This is a genomic window from Borrelia puertoricensis (genome assembly GCF_023035875.1).
In the GTDB taxonomy this organism is placed as follows: Bacteria; Spirochaetota; Spirochaetia; order Borreliales; family Borreliaceae; genus Borrelia; species Borrelia puertoricensis.
The window spans coordinates 527,486-547,983 of record NZ_CP075379.1 but is presented as its reverse complement, the minus strand read 5'-3'; the positions used below and the strand labels follow the sequence as shown (position 1 = coordinate 547,983).

The window sequence follows — 20,498 nt, the reverse complement described above, 5'->3', positions numbered from 1 at the left end:
ACATATAACTTTACTGCTTTAACTCTAAACAAACAGGACAATGATCACTACCCATGACCTCTCTCAAAATTAAAGCATCTTTTATCTTTGATTTAAAAAATTCATTTACAACAAAATAATCTATTCTCCAGCCCATATTACGCTCCCTTGCCCTTGTTTTATAATCCCACCAGGTATAGTTACCCGGCTCCATGTTAAACATTCTAAAAGTATCCACATAACCTCCATTTAAAAAGTTATCCATCCAAGTAGTCTCCTCAATGTAAAAACCAGCAGATTCTCTGCTGGTATTAGGATTAGCTAAATCAATCTCCGTATGCGCAATATTAAAATCACCACAAATGATAATACTTTTTCCAGAAGTTACAAATGTATTTGCAATAGACTCAAGACTCATTAAAAATTCAAGCTTATAAGGAAGTCTTTTTCTTAAAGATTGAGAATTAGGAAAATACGCATTAATAAGAATAAAATCACGATAATGAGCAATCAGGCATCTTCCTTCCCTATCAAATATTTCTACATTCATATTTTCTAATTTAATAGGCTCAACCTTTGAATAAATACCAACCCCGCTATAACCCTTTATTATAGATTTTGAAAAATATGAATAATACCCTTCAATATTAATAAGCTCCTTTGGTAACTGTTCTTTACAAGCTTTAGTCTCCTGAAGACATAAAATATCCGGATTATACTTCTCAATAAACTCAAAAAAACCTTTACCAAAAATAGCTCTTATTCCATTGACATTCCAAGAAATCAAATTCATAATTATTTACCAATTCAAATCAAACATGTATCTGAAGACCATCATAAGCCAAATAAATATTATCTCTCTTTAGATAATCGAATTCTTCATGCATTATATCATGTGAAATATGCGTAAAATAAGCAATCTTAGGCTCTATTTTTTTAACCTCAACAATAGCATCATCAAAATTCAAATGTCCAGGATGAGGTTTAAGCCTTAAAGCATCTATTATTAATACATCCAATCCCTTTAAATAATTGTAAGAAATTTCAGGAATAAATTTAACATCCGTAAGATATGCTAAATTGTTTATTCTATATCCTAAACTAATTATATCCCCATGTAATAAAGGAATGGGCATTATCTTTATTCCTCTAAAAAAAATTAGCTGTAAATCCATCGCCAAATTAGGAATAATATTTGCTTTCCCACTTATAGTCACTTTTGATGAAAAATTATGTGGAAAAGCATTTCTAATATGTTTCATTGTACTCTCTCGAGCATAAATAGGCAAAGGAACACCTCTCGTATAAAATTTAATATCATCAAGACCCATAATATGATCATAATGCTCATGAGTATACAATACCAAATCTAACTTAACGATATTTTCTCTTAAAAGCTGTGCTCTGATATCAGGACCTGTATCAATTAATAAGTTCATTCCATATAAATTGATTAAAAATGAACTCCTAAACCTCTTGTTTTTACCAAAATTTAAACTGCATACTCTACAATCGCAACTCAACATAGGAACACCACTTGACGAACCAGTTCCTAAAAAGATTCCCAACATGTACCACCATTGCCTCTTAAAGAACCTAATTCTACCACAATAAAAACAAATGATAAAAGAAAATAATATATTAAACAAGAAATAATAAACAAAAAAGACAAAGTTTAAACCATTTACAATTCAGATTTTAAGGTATTATATCACAAACCATTCAGAAAAAGAAATTATAAACTATATCAATTAATTATAACTCCTATTTTATATTTTCAAATAAAAATTTAAAAAGTTATAATCAGTACTTTAAAGTCAAACAAGATAAATACCAATTCATTAACTTATTGAGTTATAAATCACATTATATCATAATAATCTAATTTATAACTCAATAAATTATTTTGTAAATAGAGTTTTTATGCTTATAATTATTTAAGGAAACAATTACTTTTTATGCATGAACAATCTTATGAAATAATATTTTTACTAAGCTTTAGTATATTTTTAATAATAAATTTCTTCAATTTTAAAAGAGAATTTTCTTACGAGGATTATTTCATAATTTTTCCAGGAATATTCTTTATAATTACTCTATATCTCATAGAGATTAGACCATTAATGTTCTATACAGGATCCATATTTTTATTTTTCTTAATAGCAACTACAATGAAAACCATAAAGACAATAATTCTTAGAAGACGAACAAAAAAGAAAGATAATAAACTTAAAAGAATTATTTTTACTCTCCCATTTAAAATAATGATAGTACTACCATCAATAATGGTAATACTAATTACAACAATATTTTCATACCTTGGGTTATTTAGAGACTACCAAAAAGATGTCAATTCTACCTACAAAATAGGATTTACAAAAGTTAAAGATCACAAGAATAATTTAAATCTATCAGTTTGGTATCCAATCAGTCTTACCTTAGGATTTAAAAGTCAAAATCCTTTTTTGTATTATGATTTTAATCCATTCTTCATAAATGAAATGAACTATCTGCCAAAATATGAAAATGTATATAAAGATGCTCCAATTAGTGACAATCAAAAACTGTATGATAGTATCTTAGTTATACTTCCCTTTTATTCTCATGATTCAATGTTTAAATCATTTGTAAACAGATTGGTTAAAAAAGGAAACATTGTATATCTATACGCCCCACAATACAGATATATAAATACTCATAATTTTATTAAAAATAAAAATGCAGGATTGTTAGCTCACATTTCTAACACGACTATTAAGTATTTAATAGAGCCTATCAAAATTTTCAGCGACAGAAAAGACAAAATATCTGAAGTTACAGAGATTCAAAATATTCTTGAACTTATTAAATCAACTCAAAAATTAAAATTTCTAAATTTAAAAACAGATCTAAATCAATTAACCCTAATTACAATGGGAAATCAAGCAAATATTGCAAATGAAATCATTAGTAAAAACAAACAAATAAAAAAATATATAAACATCGGTGGAAAACCTCAAAGCTCAAAAATAAAAACATTGCAACTACTAATAAAGCAGGATGAAAATGCATGGCAAAAAACAGACATAGATCCATCCTCTATAAAAGTAATAAACATGAATCATATTGGTGAAATTTCTGATTTCATCTTTAGTAGAAGTTATTTAGAAAGTTTCAATTTCTTTAAAGACAAAAAATTAATGCTACCAAGATTTGATTTTATAACCAACAAAATCAATCAATTTATTGAGGACAGAGGATCTTAAAAATGCAAAAAAAATTTATACTGTTAACAATATGTCTGACATTACTAACAGTAAAGAGTTACTGCATTGAAGAAATAATTGAAATAAACACTGAAATACAAAAAGAAAAGTACATTCCATTTTTACTAAGTAAAGGAATAAGTCAAGTAGAAGATCTTGTAAAATACACATTGAAAATGAATCCTTATCTTAAATCAGAATATGTTAAAACAATTGCACAAACTTATATAGATGAGGCCATAATTGAAGGAATAAATTATGATATTGCCTATGCTCAAATGCTACTTGAAACGGGAATTTTAAAATTCAATGGTATCGTCTCTAAAGAGCAACACAACTTCTCAGGTATAGGAGCTACTGACAATTTTACAAAGGGAAACTCTTTTTCTAATATCAAAGAAGGAATAAGAGCTCATATTCAACATTTAAAAGCTTATGCTTCAAGACAAAACATAAAATCGAATATGGTTGATCCTAGATTTTATCTTGTGCAAAGAGGATCTGCTCCAACAATATACGATCTTACAGGAAAATGGGCCAAAGATAAGTTTTATGATAAAAAGTTAAAGAAAATATTGCTTGGACTATTAGAATCTGACAATGCAAAAAAATAAGGATACTACATTAAACATATTAGAATGGATATACAATAAATACAATAAACGCAAATTTGTTCATCCAGATCCACTAGAATTTTTATACAAATATACAGAAAAAGAAGACATCGAACTGGCAGGTCTCATTAGCTCATCACTCGCACTAGGAAGAGTTGAGAGAATATTAACAGCAATTGAATCTGTTTTAAAACCACTTGGAAATAAACCTTCAGAAACACTTAAAACGCTTAAAAAAGAAGAATTAGATACAATATACAAAGATTTTACTTATAGATTTTTCAAAACAGAAGATATTGTAAGACTATTAATGTCTTTTAAAAAAGTAAAAGAAAAATACTTAACAATTGAAAATTTACTTCATAACATTTACAAAAAAAATAAAAATTTCATATCAAGCCTAAACGACCTAATAACACAAATGGAAAACATCAATGGACACCCATTTGGCATAATACTTCCAAAACCTTCAAGAGGAAGTGCCTGTAAAAGACTATTTCTATTCTTAAGATGGATGATAAGAAAAGATGATGTTGACTTAGGAATTTGGAATAAATTCAGCCCATCAAATTTAATAGTTCCAATGGATACGCACATGACAAATATCTCATCAAAACTATTTAATCTCAAAAACAAAAAAAATGTAAGTATTAAAAAAGCAATAGAAGTAACAAAACATTTTGCAAAAGAGAATAAAGATGATCCTGTAAAATATGATTTTTCTTTAACCAGGTTTGGAATAAACAGAGAATTTAATAAAGAAGAACTATTTACAAACATTTTCAAACTTTAAATACTAGGCATTAAAAATATTAATACTGCAAAAACTTACGAAAATTCCGAAAAATTTAAATTAATTATAAAATACATATCAAAAAAACTCAAATAAGAACAAACATTTTAATCGCAAGTAAATGCTATTAAACAATTACTCAAGGAGATTTTACCTAAAGAAAAAATGAAAATAAATTCAGTGATAAAAATATAAAAGTCAATACACAAAAGAATCTCTAAATTTATTTAACAAGAAAAATTAAATTTATCTTTACAATACAATAGTATTTAATAATTACGACATAAAAATCTTTATCAAGAAAAACATTAATAAACACCTTTAAAAGCATTGCCCAAAATCCTAATGCCTTCAAGGGTTAAATACAAATTTGATACAAAATCTAAACTTATTAAAGGTAAAACCAAATAAGAATTTCCACCTGTAATTATCAATTTAAATTTCCTATCATAATTACGCATAAGCTCATGATAAATACCTTCTATTAAATATTTATACTGATAAATCACACCACTATTTACACTGTCAACAGTTGATAAACCTAGCAATTTTTTTGGTACTGCAAGATCAAAATCTGTTAAAAGATATGCATTTTCAATTAATGCACTCAAACTTGTGAAAGGCCCACCATTAATAAGACCACCAAGTATGCCTTCCTTTCTGCTAATCGCAAAAATAGTACAAGCCGTTCCAAGATCTACTACTAAAGCATCATTAATATTATAATACTCAATAGCCCCAACAAGATTTGCAAAAATATCCGACCCTAATACAAATCGATTAGTATTATAAAGATCAAAACTTAAGTCATAATTTAAATCAAATCTAATGAATAAAGGATTCACCTTATAAAGAGCAACAATTGCATTAATGAGTACCTTATCAATAACTGGCACAACACTACTTACAAAAACTTGATCAACCTTGCAATCAAATTTAAATTTAAGAAACTCATAAAGCTCCTCAAAACTTAAATCACGTTTTGTGCTAAGCTTACAAAATACCTGCATTTTATCCAGTCCATATAACCCAAAAGATATACTGGTGTTTCCAATATCAATGATTAACTGAGCGAAAGCAACAAGTTTACTCATCAATATCCTTAAGTACCTTTACATCATCAAATCTTAAGAGAATTTTCATATCATCTGACTTCTTAGGCGTTATTTTTAAAACCAATATCTTATTATCAGAATAATATCTCCATCCATCAGAATATATGTAAAACTGCGGATCTGTAAACCAATTAATATTCCTAAACTTAACCAAAGTAGGATTTGAAATACCTTTAAAAAAGAAATACCCAGGGGAATTTAAATTACGATTAAAATCAATAGAATAAAACGCATTAGAAAAATTAAAATTTACAATCTTTGACGCACCATATATCCAATGTCCAATCCCAAGACTTGGAAATAAACTAAATTTCGGAATATGATCATTATCAACAATATCAGCATAATAATTTTCATAAGGAATCTTCTCGATATCAGGTTTAAGTAAAGAATAATAAATAGCATTAAAAGCAAATTCCAAAATTAAATCATCACCTAATTGGAAAGCAAGTCTTTTAAGTAAGCCAGCAATCTTAAGTGTATATTCAAAATCCCAAGACAAGTCATCCTTATTATCAGAAACATACGCTTCTCCATGACTAGTTACAGAAAATAAAGTAGATACAAATTTAGTTAACTCTTCCCTAAGTCTCTTAAGCACAAAACTATCATTATCAAACTGCAAGAATATAATATAATTAGAAAGCACATTATAAGCCTGAGTTAAACTAAATCCAGAAGTCAATATCACTTCCGGTTTCCTTAAAATATCTAATGCACCATTTAAAATGGAAATATTTTCAGATAAAAAAATTTTCTCCAAAAGATATGCATCTTCTTTTAAATATCTTAAAAGCTTATCCGACTCAAGAGAATTAATAAAAGTTTCATTTACAGACAAATAGCGAAAAAATTTATCAAGTTTTTCTGCATTAACATAATAACTTGCACTTAAATATGTTAAATGCTCTTCATTAAGGTCAATTAAAGACTTAAGATTTAAAAAAGTAGCTTCATAATCAGGTCTTGTAAAAGACTCAGCTAAAAGATAAATAAATATATCCTCATCAAAAGAATATACATTACCTCTACGCCATCCACCCTTTTTAACACTAAAGTTTGACTTATGACTCCATGCATCATAGGCTTTATTTCTAAATTCAAGCAATGCTAAGTCAAGAATTTTTTTACCTACCTTCTTAATTAATGAATACACAACAGGTGAGTTTATGTCTAGAGGAATATCCCTAGAAGATTCTCTAGAGATCAATTTATCTGGGGTTTGAAATTTTTCAACCAAATTTCCGATCTGAAAAACTTCCTGAGGACTAACTGAAATTTCTCTCTCATTCATTTGACTATGTTTTCCCAAAGCAACTTCAAAATGACCATCTGTACCCTTAATAATAACATTTTCATCAAATAAAATTTTATAATCACTCTCAACTTCATAACTAATTAGTAGTTTTTTAGAAAGATTTGAACTAACATTAAAGTTTTCATTTGAATCAAATGAAAATAGTAAGAAAATATTATTTTCAAAATAAACATGAATTGCATTATCCTGAATCTTATAAGAAATGGGATAAAGATGAAGTTCATTTGCAGGAACAATAATTGGCTTGGTTTTAGATAAATTTATCTTAATACCCCTTATACTAAGGATAAGACTATCTAAAACATACTGACTACCTTCAACCTTATTGTTAACTAAAAATTTTAAATCCTTTAATAAAAATACATTTGAACTTAAATCTCTAAACTGAATAAAAACAATCAAAAACAAAAATAGAATACCAATTAACAAGTAAAAAAAACTTAAACCACAATATTTATTCATATCATTAAATATTAATAATAAAGAATTAAAATATCAACATCAGTTGTATAAAAGCAAAAAACTTAATAAACTTAAATAGAAGTATGCACAGTCAATATAAATAGGAGTAAAAAAAATAAATGAAGATTCCAAAAAACTATATCCCAGGAACAAATCCATATAAATCTCTTCCCAAGAAACCTATTATTGAAGCAAAAAAATTATCAAAAAAACAAGAACAAATAAATGCAGAAATAATGAATTCACAAGAAAGAATACTGAAATTATACATGAGAAGATTACAAAAAAAAGATCAAATAATTCTTCAAAACTTCATCATAGAAGGACACAAAGTTGGTTCTAAGATTTTTAACAACTTGTCAAAAATTTTAAAAGAAATAATAACTATAATGAATATGGAATCTCTAAAAATACTACTTAAAAATACAAAAAATCCTATAAAAAAACTTTATATCAAGTTTTCAATTTGGACACTAAAAAAACTATTAAAATCTCTTAACAGCTCAAATATAACACAAGATAAACAAACATATAAAAAAAATGTAAAGAAATAAGAAACTAAAAACAAATATCTCAAGCTATTAAATTCAAAAGTCACAAAACTTTGAAAGTTTACCCATTAATTAAGAATAAACTCCAAAATAGAAAAATCATCTCTAAACGCATTATATCTTGATAAATTTAACATCTTTTTATAAAGACTCACTAAAATAAAATCATCCAAATCATATGTATTGTCTTCCAATATGTTATAAAAATCATCAATAGCCATTATTACACCTTGCTCATTTTCAACCTCATAAACACCATCACTAAAAAGTAAAAGATGTGAAAATTTACTCAATATACATTCATTCTCCTCACAAGAATACATCTCTTCAATCCCAAGGATTGTTCCTCTTGTTGGAAGATAAATATTATCCTTAGCACTTAAAACAACAGCAGGCGGAGCTCCTGCTGATGAAAACCTTAGATGTCTTGTTTTTACATTTAAAACACCATACCATAACGTAATAAACATATCACTTTTAAACTTAACAAAATACCTGTTAACATATCTTAAAACTTCAGAAGGACTTATATCATTATTATCCATGATATAAGAATTAATAACACTTGAAACACTAAGAGATAAAAGTGCAGAACCTATCCCGTGACCTGAAATATCTATCAAATAAATTATTAAATTATCATCATTAACAAAATAGTAATTAAAAAAATCTCCTCCGATTCTTTTTGATGGAACAAAAATCCAATTAGAATTAAAAAATTCGTTTTGCATCTTCTTGGGCAATAAATTCTCAATATAATTTCCAGCTTCTATTAGTTCACTCTCAAAATATTTCTTACCACGAAGTACAAGATCTAAATATTTTTGTCCCTGCTCTATAATCTTTTTCTTTTCAATAAAACTACTTATCCTAAGACCCAATACCAAAAAATCTAAACTTTTCAAAAAATAATCATCAACTTGCTCTTCAATAAAAATTTGAATAATATCTTTTTCACTTATTTGAGAAATAACAATAACAGGAATCATCTCATAAAGACTATTATTTTTAATATTCTTAAGCAAATTTAAAATTAACTGTATATCTTCATACGAACTTAAATCAAGAATAATTAAATCATAAAAATCATTACAGAGTAACTGATTGAACAAATCAACAGCATCTGAAGATACAACAATATAGTCTCTTAAAACCAAATAATCTGTAAGACTTTTACTATGAATACTATCACATGAAAAAATCAATATCTTATGTCCATCTTTATTTAAAGCTTGCTTACTTGCAAGAGAAGAAGAGAGAAACACATTTTCAAGCTCAATTTCTATATAAGATATTATAGATGAGATCTTATAAGCAATTGCCTTAAAAAAAGCAATACCAGCATCTCTAATCCCACTATAATGCATAGAATTGTCTATTAATTCCAAAGATAAATACAAATAAGAAACCAAATCACATTTCATACCTCTAATCAGAAATTTACCTAAGCTTAAGTCTTGAGAACCTTCAAACTCTCCCTGAAACTTATTAACAATTTCTAAAGTTAACTCAAGACAATTTGTAATATCATCATAAAAATACCTAGGTGTTTCTTTATAAAGTTCATAAGAATAAGTATTGATAAGCAAGAAAATATCTTCTAATTTTAAACTAAATTCATTTAATATACTAATAACATTATTACTATTCATCCTCAGTCAACACAACTTTTGAAATAGGAAGTAAAATATCCTCACCAAAAGCTTTCCTAGAAACTTTAACTATCATAGAACCTTGCCTTCTTTTATACTCACTACTAGAATAAAGATCTAACACCTTTGCAACCACTTCTTTTCCAAAAGATTCATAAAGTAATCCCAAAGGTTCATTTTCAAGCAAATATCGACTTAATATCTCATCAAGAATTTCATATTCGGGAAGAGAATCACTGTCTTTTTGATCAGGTCTCAACTCAGCAGAAGGCTCTTTTGAAAGAATATTAACAGAAATAACTGATCTACCTTCTTTTAAATTAATATATTTTGCAAGATTATAAACATCTCGTTTAAATAAATCGCCAATCAAAGCAATTCCACCACAAGTATCACCATAAAGAGTGCAATAACCAACAGCAATTTCACTTTTATTTCCAGTATTTAAAAGCAAAGACTTATTTGCATTACTATAAGACATCAAAAAAAGCCCCCTAAGCCTGGCTTGCAGATTTTCTTCAGTAATACCCTTTGTATTAAAATACCCATTAAAAAACTCTAAAACAGATTGAAACATGCTCTCAATAGGCATATCAATCAATTTAAATCCCAATTCACTAGAAAGTTCCTTCGCATCAAAAACAGATCCCTTTGATGAAAATCTACTAGGCATAGAAATACCAACAACTCTATGAGCCCCCAAAGCAGCACATGCAATATAAGCAACAACAGCAGAATCAATTCCTCCAGAAACACCTAAATGAACTTTATCAAAACCAGAGAGATCAACATATTCTCTTAAACTAATTATCAATGCCTCAATAAGTTTATCAAAAATTTTAGACTCACAGTCAAGTTCTAAATCATGAAATTCTTCATTAAATAAAATATCGTCTTCAAATTTTTTAGCCTGTTTTATTTTTCCATACTTATCAATAAAAAAACTCAGGCCATCAAATACAGTAGAGCCATAAACACCGCATAAATTGGCATAAACAACTTCCAAATTATTTTTCATAGCTATTTCTTTGAAAAATTTAAGCCTTAAGTTATTCTTCTCGCCAGTAAAATAAGACTTTGATGGAACTAAAAGATAGTCGGCTTTACTGAAAGACCCATTCAATTTGTCCTCAAGTCCTTGAAACAAAAGATCATCGTTCAAATTCAAGACAGCAATACTTTGACCCTTATAATTAAATAAGACCGGCTTATTGACTTCTCTCGTTGTCAAAATAAACTGATGATCATTTACCACTGATACGCAATCTAATAAATTACCCTCATAAAAACTATAATGTCCAAATACAACACAAAGTCTATCATCAACCTGATCTTTTATAAAATCAAGGCCATCAAGAATTTTTTTCAAATATTCTGCTCTATGAAACAAATTCGCATACTCAATGCCCCCAATAAAAATAAAAGGAAAAACTAAAATATCAACCTTATTTTGAAGAGCATGCTCATAACTTTTCTTAAACGCACCCAAAATATGATTAAACTTAAAAAGTCTACATTTTGTCTGCGCTATACATATTTTCACAAAGTAAATAATAAGCAATAACAGAAAAAATTACAAGAAAATGATAAATCACACTTAACAGTTTTTTAATCTAATCATTTGTTCCAGGCTCCTGAAAGGCAAACTGATTACAAAAAAATCCCAATATTAAATAAATCCACGCTTATATATCCTATAAAGCACTTCCAAATCCTGATATTGCTCTATATAAACACAGTAACTTGCTATATTAACTATAAGTAATATCTTAAGAATGTAATCCAAGGGAGAAATTTAAAAACCTGATGAAAACTTTAATCTAAAACCACATAAAATCATAAAAACCCCCTAAAACATATTAAAAACAAATCTTTAGACACAACTTTAAACAAAAAACAACCAATGTATTTTTTTTATTTTGACAAAAAAGTACACATAAGAATTTACTAATCTTGAAATATGTATCAATATTACACTATTATGGCTTAATAGTCAAAATCGACTCTTTTAAAGATAATTAAAACGAACCAAATTCACAAAAAATCCCTTAAAGAAAAAATTTGTAAAACATTTTCTTTAAAGATAAAATGCTTTATAAAAGGAGGCTAAAGTGGAAGAAAAGGAACAATGTGAAGAACCTGAAAAAATCAAAGAACAAAAAAATGACATACTAACAAATGAAGACAGTCCTAGCATGGAAAACAAAGTGGATGAATTAGAAAACGAAATTTCAAATCTAAAAGATTCGTATTTAAGGAAACAAGCAGAATTTGAAAACTTTAGAAAAAGACTTGAAAAAGATAAAGAAAATTTTATTAAATTCGCAAACGAAAACATAATGAAAGATATAATTAATTTTCTTGATAATTTAGAAAGAGCAATAGATTCATCAAAACAATCAAGAGATTTTGATACTCTATTATCAGGAATTAGTATGATTGAAAGTGAAGTGCTCTCAAGCTTTGACAAAAAATATAATCTAAAAAAGTTTGGCAAACCGGGAGAAACCTTTGATCCAAGTCAACATGAAGCAATAAGCATAGAAGAAAAAGAAGAGGTTAAAATCCCTGAAATAGTAGAAGTATACCAAAAAGGATACTGCTACAATAACCGAGTATTAAGAACTGCAAAAGTTAAAGTTGCACAAAGCAAAAATTAATATTAGAAATCAAAAATACAAAAGGAGGTTTTATATGGGAAAGATAATAGGAATTGACCTTGGAACAACAAATTCATGTGTGGCCATCATGGAACACGGAAAACCTGTTGTAATACAAAATTCAGAAGGAGGGAGAACTACTCCATCAATTGTAGCTTACACAAACAAGGGTGAAAGACTTGTAGGACAAGTAGCAAAAAACCAAATGGTTACAAACCCTGAAAACACCATATACTCAATAAAAAGATTTATGGGAAGAAGATTTGAAGAAGTTGCAAGTGAAATCAAAATGGTTCCTTATAAAGTAGAAAAGGGACAAAATGGAGATGCTCGCGTAAACATTTCCAATATAAAAAAACAAATGTCACCACCAGAAATATCAGCTGCAACCCTTACCAAAATGAAAGAAACAGCTGAGGCCTATTTAGGAGAAACAGTTACTGAAGCTGTAATCACAGTTCCAGCATATTTCAATGACGCTCAAAGGCAAGCAACAAAAGATGCCGGGAAGATTGCAGGACTCGATGTTAAAAGAATCGTTAATGAACCAACAGCTGCAGCTCTTGCTTATGGAATTGAGAAAAAAAATGAAGAAATAGTTGCTGTTTATGATCTTGGTGGTGGAACGTTTGATATCTCAATACTAGAACTTGGGGATGGTGTTTTTGAAGTTAAATCAACAAATGGAGATACCCATCTTGGTGGTGATAACTTCGATGATGAAATCATCAAACATTTAATTACTGAATTCAAAAAAGACAGTGCTATTGACCTATCAAACGACAAAATGGCACTTCAAAGGCTCAAAGAAGCAGCCGAAAAGGCAAAAATAGAACTCTCAGGTGCTCAAGAAGCATCAATAAATCTTCCATTTATCACAGCCGATGCAAATGGACCTAAACACCTACAACACACTCTCACAAGAGCAAAATTCGAACAGATGGTAGATCATTTAGTTCAAAAGACAAAAGAACCATGCCTTAAGGCTATTAAAGACGCTGGACTTAAAGCTTCTGACATCAACGAAGTAATACTTGTTGGAGGCTCTACGAGAATACCAGCCATCCAAAAAATAGTAAAAGAAATATTCGGTCAAGAACCAAATAAAGGTGTAAACCCTGATGAAGCTGTTGCAATAGGAGCTGCAATTCAAGGTGGAATATTGACAGGAGAAACTAAAGATATGGTGCTCCTTGATGTTACACCTCTCTCATTAGGTATTGAAACCCTTGGTGGAGTTATGACAAAACTAATTGAGAGAAACACTACAATTCCTACCAAAAAGAGTCAGGTATTCTCAACAGCAGCAGATAATCAAACTTCTGTAGACATTAAAGTCTTGCAAGGTGAACGTGAAATGGCATCACAAAACAGAGTACTGGGTAATTTTATTCTTGATGGAATACCAGCAGCACCAAGAGGAGTTCCACAAATAGAAGTTAGCTTTGACATTGATGCTAATGGAATAGTTCATGTTTCTGCCAAAGATATGGGAACTGGAAAAGAACAAAAAATTCGCATTGAATCATCATCAGGACTATCTGAAGACGAAATTGAAAGGATGGTTAAAGATGCTGAGGCTCATGCTGAGGAAGATAAAAAACTGAAAGAGAGTATAGAAGTAAAAAACATAGCTAATTCCTTAATTTACCAAACAGAAAAATCTCTAAAAGAATATGGAGAAAAAATAACAAGTGAGGACAAGGAAGCTATTGAAAACAAAAAAAAGGAACTTAAAGACGCACTAGAAGGCTCAGATATAGCTTTAATCAAATCAAAAACAGAAGAACTTCAACAAGCTTCTTATAAAATGGCTGAAATGATGTACAAAGATGCTCAATCCAGTTCATCAAATCAAGACGATGCTCAAAACAATGCAGGCAGTGAAAGCAAAGAAGCTGATTACGAAGTTGTTGATGAGGATAAGAAATAGTGAAAAGAGATTATTATGAAATTTTGGGGCTCTCAAAAGGAGCCTCAAAAGATGAAATCAAAAAAGCATATAGAAAAATAGCAATCAAATATCATCCAGACAAAAATAAAGGTAACAAAGAATCTGAATCTATTTTTAAAGAAGCAACAGAAGCTTATGAAGTCTTGGGAGATGACAATAAGCGTGCTCAATACGATCGATTTGGACACACAGCTTTTGAAGGTGGAGGGGGATTTAGTGGGTTTTCTAGTGGATTTAGTGGATTCTCAGACATTTTTGAAGATTTTGGAGATATCTTTGATTCATTCTTTACTGGAAGACGAGGACAAGATAAAAATAGACAAAATGAACAGGGTCAAGATATAACATATCAAATAGAAATATCACTTGAAGATGCTTATTTAGGTTATAAAAATAACATTAACATCTCAAGAAATATGTTATGTGAATCTTGCTTAGGAAAAAAATCTGAAAAGGGAACCAGTCCTTCAATATGCAACATGTGTAATGGTAGTGGCCGAATAATGCAAGGAGGAGGTTTTTTTAGAGTAACAACTACATGTCCTAAATGCCATGGAAATGGAAAAATAATATCAAATCCTTGTAAATCATGCAAAGGAGCTGGTAGCCTTAAATATAAAGAAACAATCGAACTTAAAATTCCATCAGGAATTGATGATTCTCAACAAATAAAAATGAGAGGAAAAGGCAGCGTAAATCCCGATAATCAACAATACGGAGATCTCTACATAAGAGTATCAATAAAACCCCATAGAATTTTCAAAAGAAATGGAAAAGATTTATACGCAACTCTTCCAATAAGTTTTACTCAAGCAGCACTTGGAAAAGAGATAAAAATACAAACAATAGCAGAAAAAAAGATTGAAATAAAGATTCCAAAGGGAACAGACAATGATGAACAAATCATCATCAAAAATGAGGGCATGCCAATACTACATACAGAAAAATTCGGAAATCTCATTTTGATTATTAAGATCAAAACTCCTAAAAATCTAAGTTACAATGCCACTCGTCTACTGGAAGATTTAAGCAAGGAAATTAATGATATTGATAAAGTTACTCTAAATAAAATTTAATATGTATATTACACACGCCAATTCAATAATTGAAAGCATAAAAAATAATAAAGGACTTAAATTATACATTTCAAAAACAAGTTCAAAAATCATAAATATTGAAAAAATAGCCAGAGACTATAACATTCAAATAATAAAAGTGAATGATCTTGCTAAGATAATTGGCAATAACAATCATAGGGGTTTTGCATTAAAATTAAAAATTTCTAAATCCAACAATACAAAAAAACAAGATAAAAACTTAGAAAAATTCTTAAAAGAATTTCAACATAAAAATAATATATTTATCTTAATACTTGATGGAATAGAAGATCCTCAAAACTTTGGAGCAATTCTTAGAACATCAGAACAATTTAACATTGATCTTGTAATTACTAGCCAGAGACGCAGTGCAAAAGACAACGCAACAACCTTACGCACTAGCTCTGGCGCAAGTCAATATGTTAATAAATTGACAGTCCCAAATATAAATAATGTAATAAAAGATTTAAAAAAAAATGGATTTTGGATATATGCCAGCGATATCGAAGGTAAGGCAATAAACACCATGAAAATAAATAATACCAAAATTGCACTTATTATGGGCAATGAGGGCAAAGGAATACACAAATTAATAAAAGAAAATTCAGATTTTTTAGTAAAAATCCCAACTACAGGAAAAATAGATTCATTGAATGTATCGGTTTCAACAGGAATTTTAATATTTGAAATAAAAAGACAACTTAACTTACTTTAACATATTTTTTAGAATCAATGTATACCTAATTATCCCAAAAAATTTCTCAGCTCAACAGAAGCTAGGAACCCTTCAGCAGCAGCTGTAATAGCCTGTGCATAAAGCTTGTTACTAACATCACCACACGAAAAAACTCCCTCAACACTAGTTTTAACAATATCTTGAGTAGAGACATATCCATCCTCATCCAATTCCAAAAACCCTTTTAAAAACTCTGTATTTGGCTTATAACCAATAGCCACAAATATCCCATCTACATTCAATTTAAAAATAGAATTATTCTTATCAAGAATTTGTATCCTAGATACAACATTATCTCCATTAACTTCTATCGCCTCACAGTTATATAAAATCTCAACATTAGGTAATTTTTCAACATTCTGTCTTAACATAGAAATAGCCTTCAAATAATCCTTTCTCACAATAACATATACCTTTTCTGATAATTTGCTTAAATAAATAGCTTCAGAGATTGCTGTGTTACCCCCACCAATTACTGCAACTGTTTTTCCCTTAAAAAGATGCCCATCACAAATTGCACACACAGAAATACCTCTATTCCAAAATAAATCTGAATTCTTAAGAGTATTAAGTTTTTTAGGTACCGATCCCGATGCAATAATAACAGCTTTGCTTTTATAAACATAATTATCAGTAAAGAGATAAAAAATATTATCTCTTTTTTCTATAGATGTTACAGTCTCAAGATAAGTGATAGCACCCAAATTAATCACCTGCTCTTTCATATTCAACATCAATTCTCTTCCATTTACACCTTTTTTAAATCCTGGATAATTATACACTTCCATAGTCGTTGTAAGTTGCCCTCCAGGCTCAGGTCCTTCTAAAATAACTGTCTTATACCCACTCATAACAGCATAGATTCCAGCCGTAATCCCCGCAGGTCCTGAACCAACAATGATTACATCCTCAACAAAATTCATCTCTGATCTTAAAACCTTTTTATTACTCCTCTTTATATCCAGTACTTCAAACTTTAACATAAATATGCTTCAACTCCCATTTCACTTATTAAAACCACTACATAAAATGTTTAAATATAATTTCATCCAAATATTACATCAATAAAAAATACTTGTATTAACTTAAAAGTTTATTAAGATTAATCTCTAGAACGCAACATGGAACAATAATTCCAAAATTTTTCAATATGTAAGGCGATACTTCACCAAAGCCACCTAAAACGATGTCATTGATTAAAATGTCAGCTCCTCTGCCACCTATATAAAGAGATTTACTTGATTCCCTTAACTTAAATTCAATATTTAAGTAATAAAAAAGAGATGAAACTAAAGAATTAATCTCATTAAATGAAAACTCCTTATCAGCCATCAGAAAAGCCAAATTATCATAAGTAACAGTACCATCAACACTATTTAAATCTTTTAAAGCTACCTTTCCAATCTCAAAAATTTTATGCGGATAAGAAAAATTGGAACTAATACTCTCAGATTTAAGCAAATCGGATACTATTGAGCCCCTAATATACTCATACCCCTCTGTCATTGGATTAGAAACACTTAAAAAGTCATCACCTTCAATATTCATCTTTTCAATAAAATCTGTCCTAGATCCCAGATAATTATAAATCATTTCCTGAAAACCCATTCCAATCATTAAATTTTTAATCTTTCTTGAAAACTCTTCTATCTGACTCAGTCTTCCTAAAGTAAAATCTTTGGGAAGCTCTGGCTTAACACTATCTAATCCCATACCTATCATTATTTCTTCAATAACATCCACTTCATGAAGAAAATCATTCCTATAAACAGGAGGAATAACATAAAATTTATCTAATTCCTTAAAGTAAGCTGATATCCCCAATTTTTTTAAGTCAAGACACATATTATTTGCCGTAAAATTGCTACCAAGCATTCTATTAACATTATCAACATTAACCTCTAGCGTATTTTGAAAATAATAAGGACAAATTATTTCCTTCCCAAATAAAGTTTCGTTAGGAAAGATTGTCTTTATTGGTAAAATTTCAAAACCCATATCATGCAAATCACAAGCAATCACTGACAAAGATAACAAAGTAGCTTCGAGATTAGTTCCCGTAACTTCAATAAATAAATCGGTATCACCTACCTTTAAAGCTCCAATATCATGAGAATTGACTATCGGAGGATAAGAGAGTACCTTATCCTTATAATCTAACAATAAAGGATATTTATTAAAACTCGAAAGAATAGATGCATATTCTATTCCTTTAGAATGTACCCTATTGATCTCCTCAATAGACATTTCAGTGTCCATACCTAGAGGAACAAATCTATAATCAGAATTACATGCAATATAACTTAATGGAAACTCTATTAAATCTGATGAGTATATTCCCACCGCAACTCTTTTACGCTTTTGTCCATAATTATGACAAAGCTTTTCCTGCAAATGAATTAAAGTTTCAAGCATTCGTTCATTGCAAATCACACCTTTGGCCAAAAATCCAAAAATAAAAGGCCTAATACTAAATACTTCGGAACTGACCAAAATTTCACCATAAAATTCTTGCAAATTATCTGCCATTGAAAAAAACTTAAACAATGGTAAATGACCAAAAAGATATGTCTTAATTTGACGCGCAAGCCCTGTACAAGACCACAAATCGGGTCTATTTGTATCATTACATTCAATTTTTATCTTATCATTAACCGTATCAAATTCACAAATTTCAGCCTTAGCCATTTCAAGAACAGATATAAGTTCAGATTTAGTTAAATCTTTTCCTATCTTTTCGAATAAAATACTCTTATAAACTTCAACCTTAGGCATTGACTTTTCCTCGTCTCAATACAACATCACCAATATCATGGGTAAAAAGCTCCCTTAAATCACTTAAACCTAAATGCATTAAAGCCATTCTATCAATGCCAATACCCCAAGCAATAACAGGAACATCAATTCCAAAAGGTTTTGTAACCTCCGGTCTAAAAATACCACTCCCGCCTAACTCAAACCAACCAAGCACAGGATGTTTTACATGAACTTCAATTGACGGCTCTGTAAATGGAAAATAAGCAGGAACATATTTAACCTCAGTAGCCCCCGCCAATTCTTTAGCAAAAATTTCAAGAAGACCTAATAAGGTCTGAATATTAACATCTCCAATAACAATCCCCTCCGTTTGATAAAAATCGGCTCCATGAGTAGCATCAACTTGATCGTATCTAAAACACCTAACAATCCCAAAATATTTACCAGGATTTTTTGCATCAATTAATTGCTTTGCTGAAAGCACCGTACCTTGAGTCCTAAGCACTAATCTTTTTGAAATATTCTCGCTAAAATCATACCTCCAACCTCTTGAACCTGTAGTATAACCATTTTCATGAACAGCTTTAACATTAGAAAAATAAGGCTCGGGCAAAGATTTAAGTGAACTTGGGTCCTTGATATAATAAACATCCCTTATATCACGTGCAGGATGAAACTGAGGCATAAAAAGAGCATCATTATTAAAAAATTCACTCTCGACTAAAGGACCATCAAATTCTTCAAACCCAAGACTTACAAGCTTATCCTTAATTTTAGCAATATACTCTGAATAAGGATTTGCACGCCCAATAAAGGTTTTATTAGATGAAACATGAATATTATAAGCCCTAAAGTTTTTATTCTCATAAGTCTTATTTTTTAACATTTCAGGAGTCAACTTTACAATTTCATCACCTGTCAGATTTCTTCTTCCAAGCTCAGATTTTACTTCTAACCCAAATTTGGAAAATTCAAATTTTAGATTCAAGCTCTCTATCACCTTAAATAACACATCACTAGCGCCTTTTTTCTTAGAATAATTAGAAATGACTAGCAATTCATCTTGAGATAAATCATCTTCTAAAAGATCGCTGTTTTGAGCTTTGAAAAGTAACTCTTTAACTATCTTATAACTAGAACGCTTTAAATCTTTAACAAGAATTTCTTTACCCAAACCCAAAGATAGAACTCCCTCTTTAGACAAATTGCCAAATGCCTTACCAGCATCTCTGGTATCAATTTCTAACTCTGATGACAAATTAGCAACTAGAACTGTTTTTCTAGATACAAGACTGATTATTCTCTCTTCAACTAAACCATTAGCCAAAGCATCAACACCTTTTTCAGTTAGGCGATAAAACACGTTAAGTTTTCTAAAAGTTTCCTTAAGAATACCTTTAGCAACAAGCCATTCAATTGTCTTATTTGATTGTCCTTCATTATAAAGTAAATCCGTAGCAAGTCTTAAGGCAAAAATTTCATCTCCCTCTTTGTAATTTAAAATCACTTTTATCTCAAGAGGATGTAATGTCCTTACCACCTCAAATTTATCTTTCACAAAATTA

The 20,498-nt window shown here is 29.4% G+C and carries 18 protein-coding genes; 8 read left to right on the top strand and 10 right to left on the bottom strand.

Annotated features, from left to right (window positions below; genetic code table 11):
* Positions 1-10 precede the first annotated feature (10 nt).
* The gene (gene xth, locus bpuSUM_RS02655; RefSeq protein ID WP_247065675.1) at positions 11-772 is read right to left on the bottom strand and encodes an exodeoxyribonuclease III; all 762 of its coding nucleotides are present in this window, start codon (positions 770-772) and stop codon (positions 11-13) included.
* A gap of 19 nt (positions 773-791) precedes the next feature.
* A complete protein-coding gene (locus bpuSUM_RS02650) occupies positions 792-1,550 on the bottom strand; it encodes an MBL fold metallo-hydrolase (RefSeq protein ID WP_247065674.1) in 759 nt (252 codons plus the stop codon).
* Positions 1,551-1,937: 387 nt separating this feature from the next.
* Here bpuSUM_RS02650 and bpuSUM_RS02645 point away from each other — a divergent pair, with 387 nt between their 5' ends.
* From bpuSUM_RS02645 to bpuSUM_RS02635, 3 genes are read left to right on the top strand one after another with little or no spacing between them, the layout of a single operon-like run.
* On the top strand, positions 1,938-3,224 hold the full coding sequence (locus bpuSUM_RS02645; protein WP_247065673.1) for a hypothetical protein: 1,287 nt from the start codon (positions 1,938-1,940) through the stop codon (positions 3,222-3,224).
* Positions 3,225-3,226: 2 nt separating this feature from the next.
* On the top strand, positions 3,227-3,838 hold the full coding sequence (locus bpuSUM_RS02640; protein ID WP_247065672.1) for a glucosaminidase domain-containing protein: 612 nt from the start codon (positions 3,227-3,229) through the stop codon (positions 3,836-3,838).
* Positions 3,825-4,631 carry a TIGR02757 family protein gene (locus bpuSUM_RS02635; protein ID WP_247065671.1) on the top strand — a complete coding sequence of 269 codons (807 nt, stop codon included), beginning with the start codon at positions 3,825-3,827 and terminating at the stop codon, positions 4,629-4,631. The genes bpuSUM_RS02640 and bpuSUM_RS02635 overlap by 14 nt, the downstream gene beginning before the upstream one ends.
* A 308-nt stretch (positions 4,632-4,939) precedes the next feature.
* On the opposite strand, the gene bpuSUM_RS02630 is transcribed toward bpuSUM_RS02635, so the two are convergent.
* Both bpuSUM_RS02630 and bpuSUM_RS02625 read right to left on the bottom strand, forming a co-directional pair.
* Positions 4,940-5,725, bottom strand: coding sequence for a type III pantothenate kinase (locus bpuSUM_RS02630; protein ID WP_247065670.1), 786 nt, complete (start codon positions 5,723-5,725; stop codon positions 4,940-4,942).
* On the bottom strand, positions 5,718-7,472 hold the full coding sequence (locus bpuSUM_RS02625) for a hypothetical protein (protein WP_430644647.1): 1,755 nt from the start codon (positions 7,470-7,472) through the stop codon (positions 5,718-5,720). Before bpuSUM_RS02625 ends, bpuSUM_RS02630 begins: the two co-directional genes overlap by 8 nt.
* A gap of 173 nt (positions 7,473-7,645) precedes the next feature.
* Between bpuSUM_RS02625 and bpuSUM_RS02620 the strand changes: the two genes are divergently transcribed.
* On the top strand, positions 7,646-8,080 hold the full coding sequence (locus tag bpuSUM_RS02620) for a hypothetical protein (protein ID WP_247065668.1): 435 nt from the start codon (positions 7,646-7,648) through the stop codon (positions 8,078-8,080).
* Positions 8,081-8,145: 65 nt separating this feature from the next.
* Here bpuSUM_RS02620 and bpuSUM_RS02615 read toward each other — a convergent pair whose 3' ends face one another.
* The 3 genes from bpuSUM_RS02615 to bpuSUM_RS10050 form a co-directional block, all read right to left on the bottom strand.
* Positions 8,146-9,729: a SpoIIE family protein phosphatase gene (locus bpuSUM_RS02615; RefSeq protein ID WP_247065667.1), complete on the bottom strand. Its 1,584-nt coding sequence runs from the start codon at positions 9,727-9,729 to the stop codon at positions 8,146-8,148.
* Positions 9,722-11,272 carry an NAD(+) synthase gene (gene nadE / locus bpuSUM_RS02610; RefSeq protein WP_247065666.1) on the bottom strand — a complete coding sequence of 517 codons (1,551 nt, stop codon included), beginning with the start codon at positions 11,270-11,272 and terminating at the stop codon, positions 9,722-9,724. Before nadE ends, bpuSUM_RS02615 begins: the two co-directional genes overlap by 8 nt.
* 126 nt (positions 11,273-11,398) lie before the next feature.
* Positions 11,399-11,515, bottom strand: coding sequence for a hypothetical protein (locus tag bpuSUM_RS10050; protein ID WP_430644646.1), 117 nt, complete (start codon positions 11,513-11,515; stop codon positions 11,399-11,401).
* 325 nt (positions 11,516-11,840) lie between these two features.
* On the opposite strand from bpuSUM_RS10050, the gene bpuSUM_RS02605 reads away from it, so the two are divergent.
* From bpuSUM_RS02605 to rlmB, 4 genes are read left to right on the top strand one after another with little or no spacing between them, the layout of a single operon-like run.
* Positions 11,841-12,389, top strand: coding sequence for a nucleotide exchange factor GrpE (locus bpuSUM_RS02605; protein ID WP_430644645.1), 549 nt, complete (start codon positions 11,841-11,843; stop codon positions 12,387-12,389).
* A 34-nt stretch (positions 12,390-12,423) separates the two neighbouring features.
* Entirely contained in the window at positions 12,424-14,322 is a 1,899-nt protein-coding gene (gene dnaK / locus bpuSUM_RS02600; protein ID WP_247065665.1) for a molecular chaperone DnaK, read from the top strand.
* On the top strand, positions 14,322-15,419 hold the full coding sequence (dnaJ, locus tag bpuSUM_RS02595; RefSeq protein WP_247065664.1) for a molecular chaperone DnaJ: 1,098 nt from the start codon (positions 14,322-14,324) through the stop codon (positions 15,417-15,419). The genes dnaK and dnaJ overlap by 1 nt, the downstream gene beginning before the upstream one ends.
* Before the next feature lies 1 nt (position 15,420).
* Complete coding sequence (rlmB, locus tag bpuSUM_RS02590; protein WP_247065663.1) at positions 15,421-16,155, top strand: 23S rRNA (guanosine(2251)-2'-O)-methyltransferase RlmB; 735 nt, start codon at positions 15,421-15,423, stop codon at positions 16,153-16,155.
* 29 nt (positions 16,156-16,184) lie between these two features.
* On the opposite strand, the gene trxB is transcribed toward rlmB, so the two are convergent.
* From trxB to pheS, 3 genes are all read right to left on the bottom strand, one after another.
* Entirely contained in the window at positions 16,185-17,159 is a 975-nt protein-coding gene (trxB, locus tag bpuSUM_RS02585; protein ID WP_247065662.1) for a thioredoxin-disulfide reductase, read from the bottom strand.
* Between the two features lie 97 nt (positions 17,160-17,256).
* Positions 17,257-18,951 carry a phenylalanine--tRNA ligase subunit beta gene (gene pheT, locus bpuSUM_RS02580; RefSeq protein WP_247065661.1) on the bottom strand — a complete coding sequence of 565 codons (1,695 nt, stop codon included), beginning with the start codon at positions 18,949-18,951 and terminating at the stop codon, positions 17,257-17,259.
* Complete coding sequence (gene pheS / locus bpuSUM_RS02575; protein ID WP_247065660.1) at positions 18,944-20,491, bottom strand: phenylalanine--tRNA ligase subunit alpha; 1,548 nt, start codon at positions 20,489-20,491, stop codon at positions 18,944-18,946. Before pheS ends, pheT begins: the two co-directional genes overlap by 8 nt.
* Positions 20,492-20,498 lie beyond the last annotated feature (7 nt).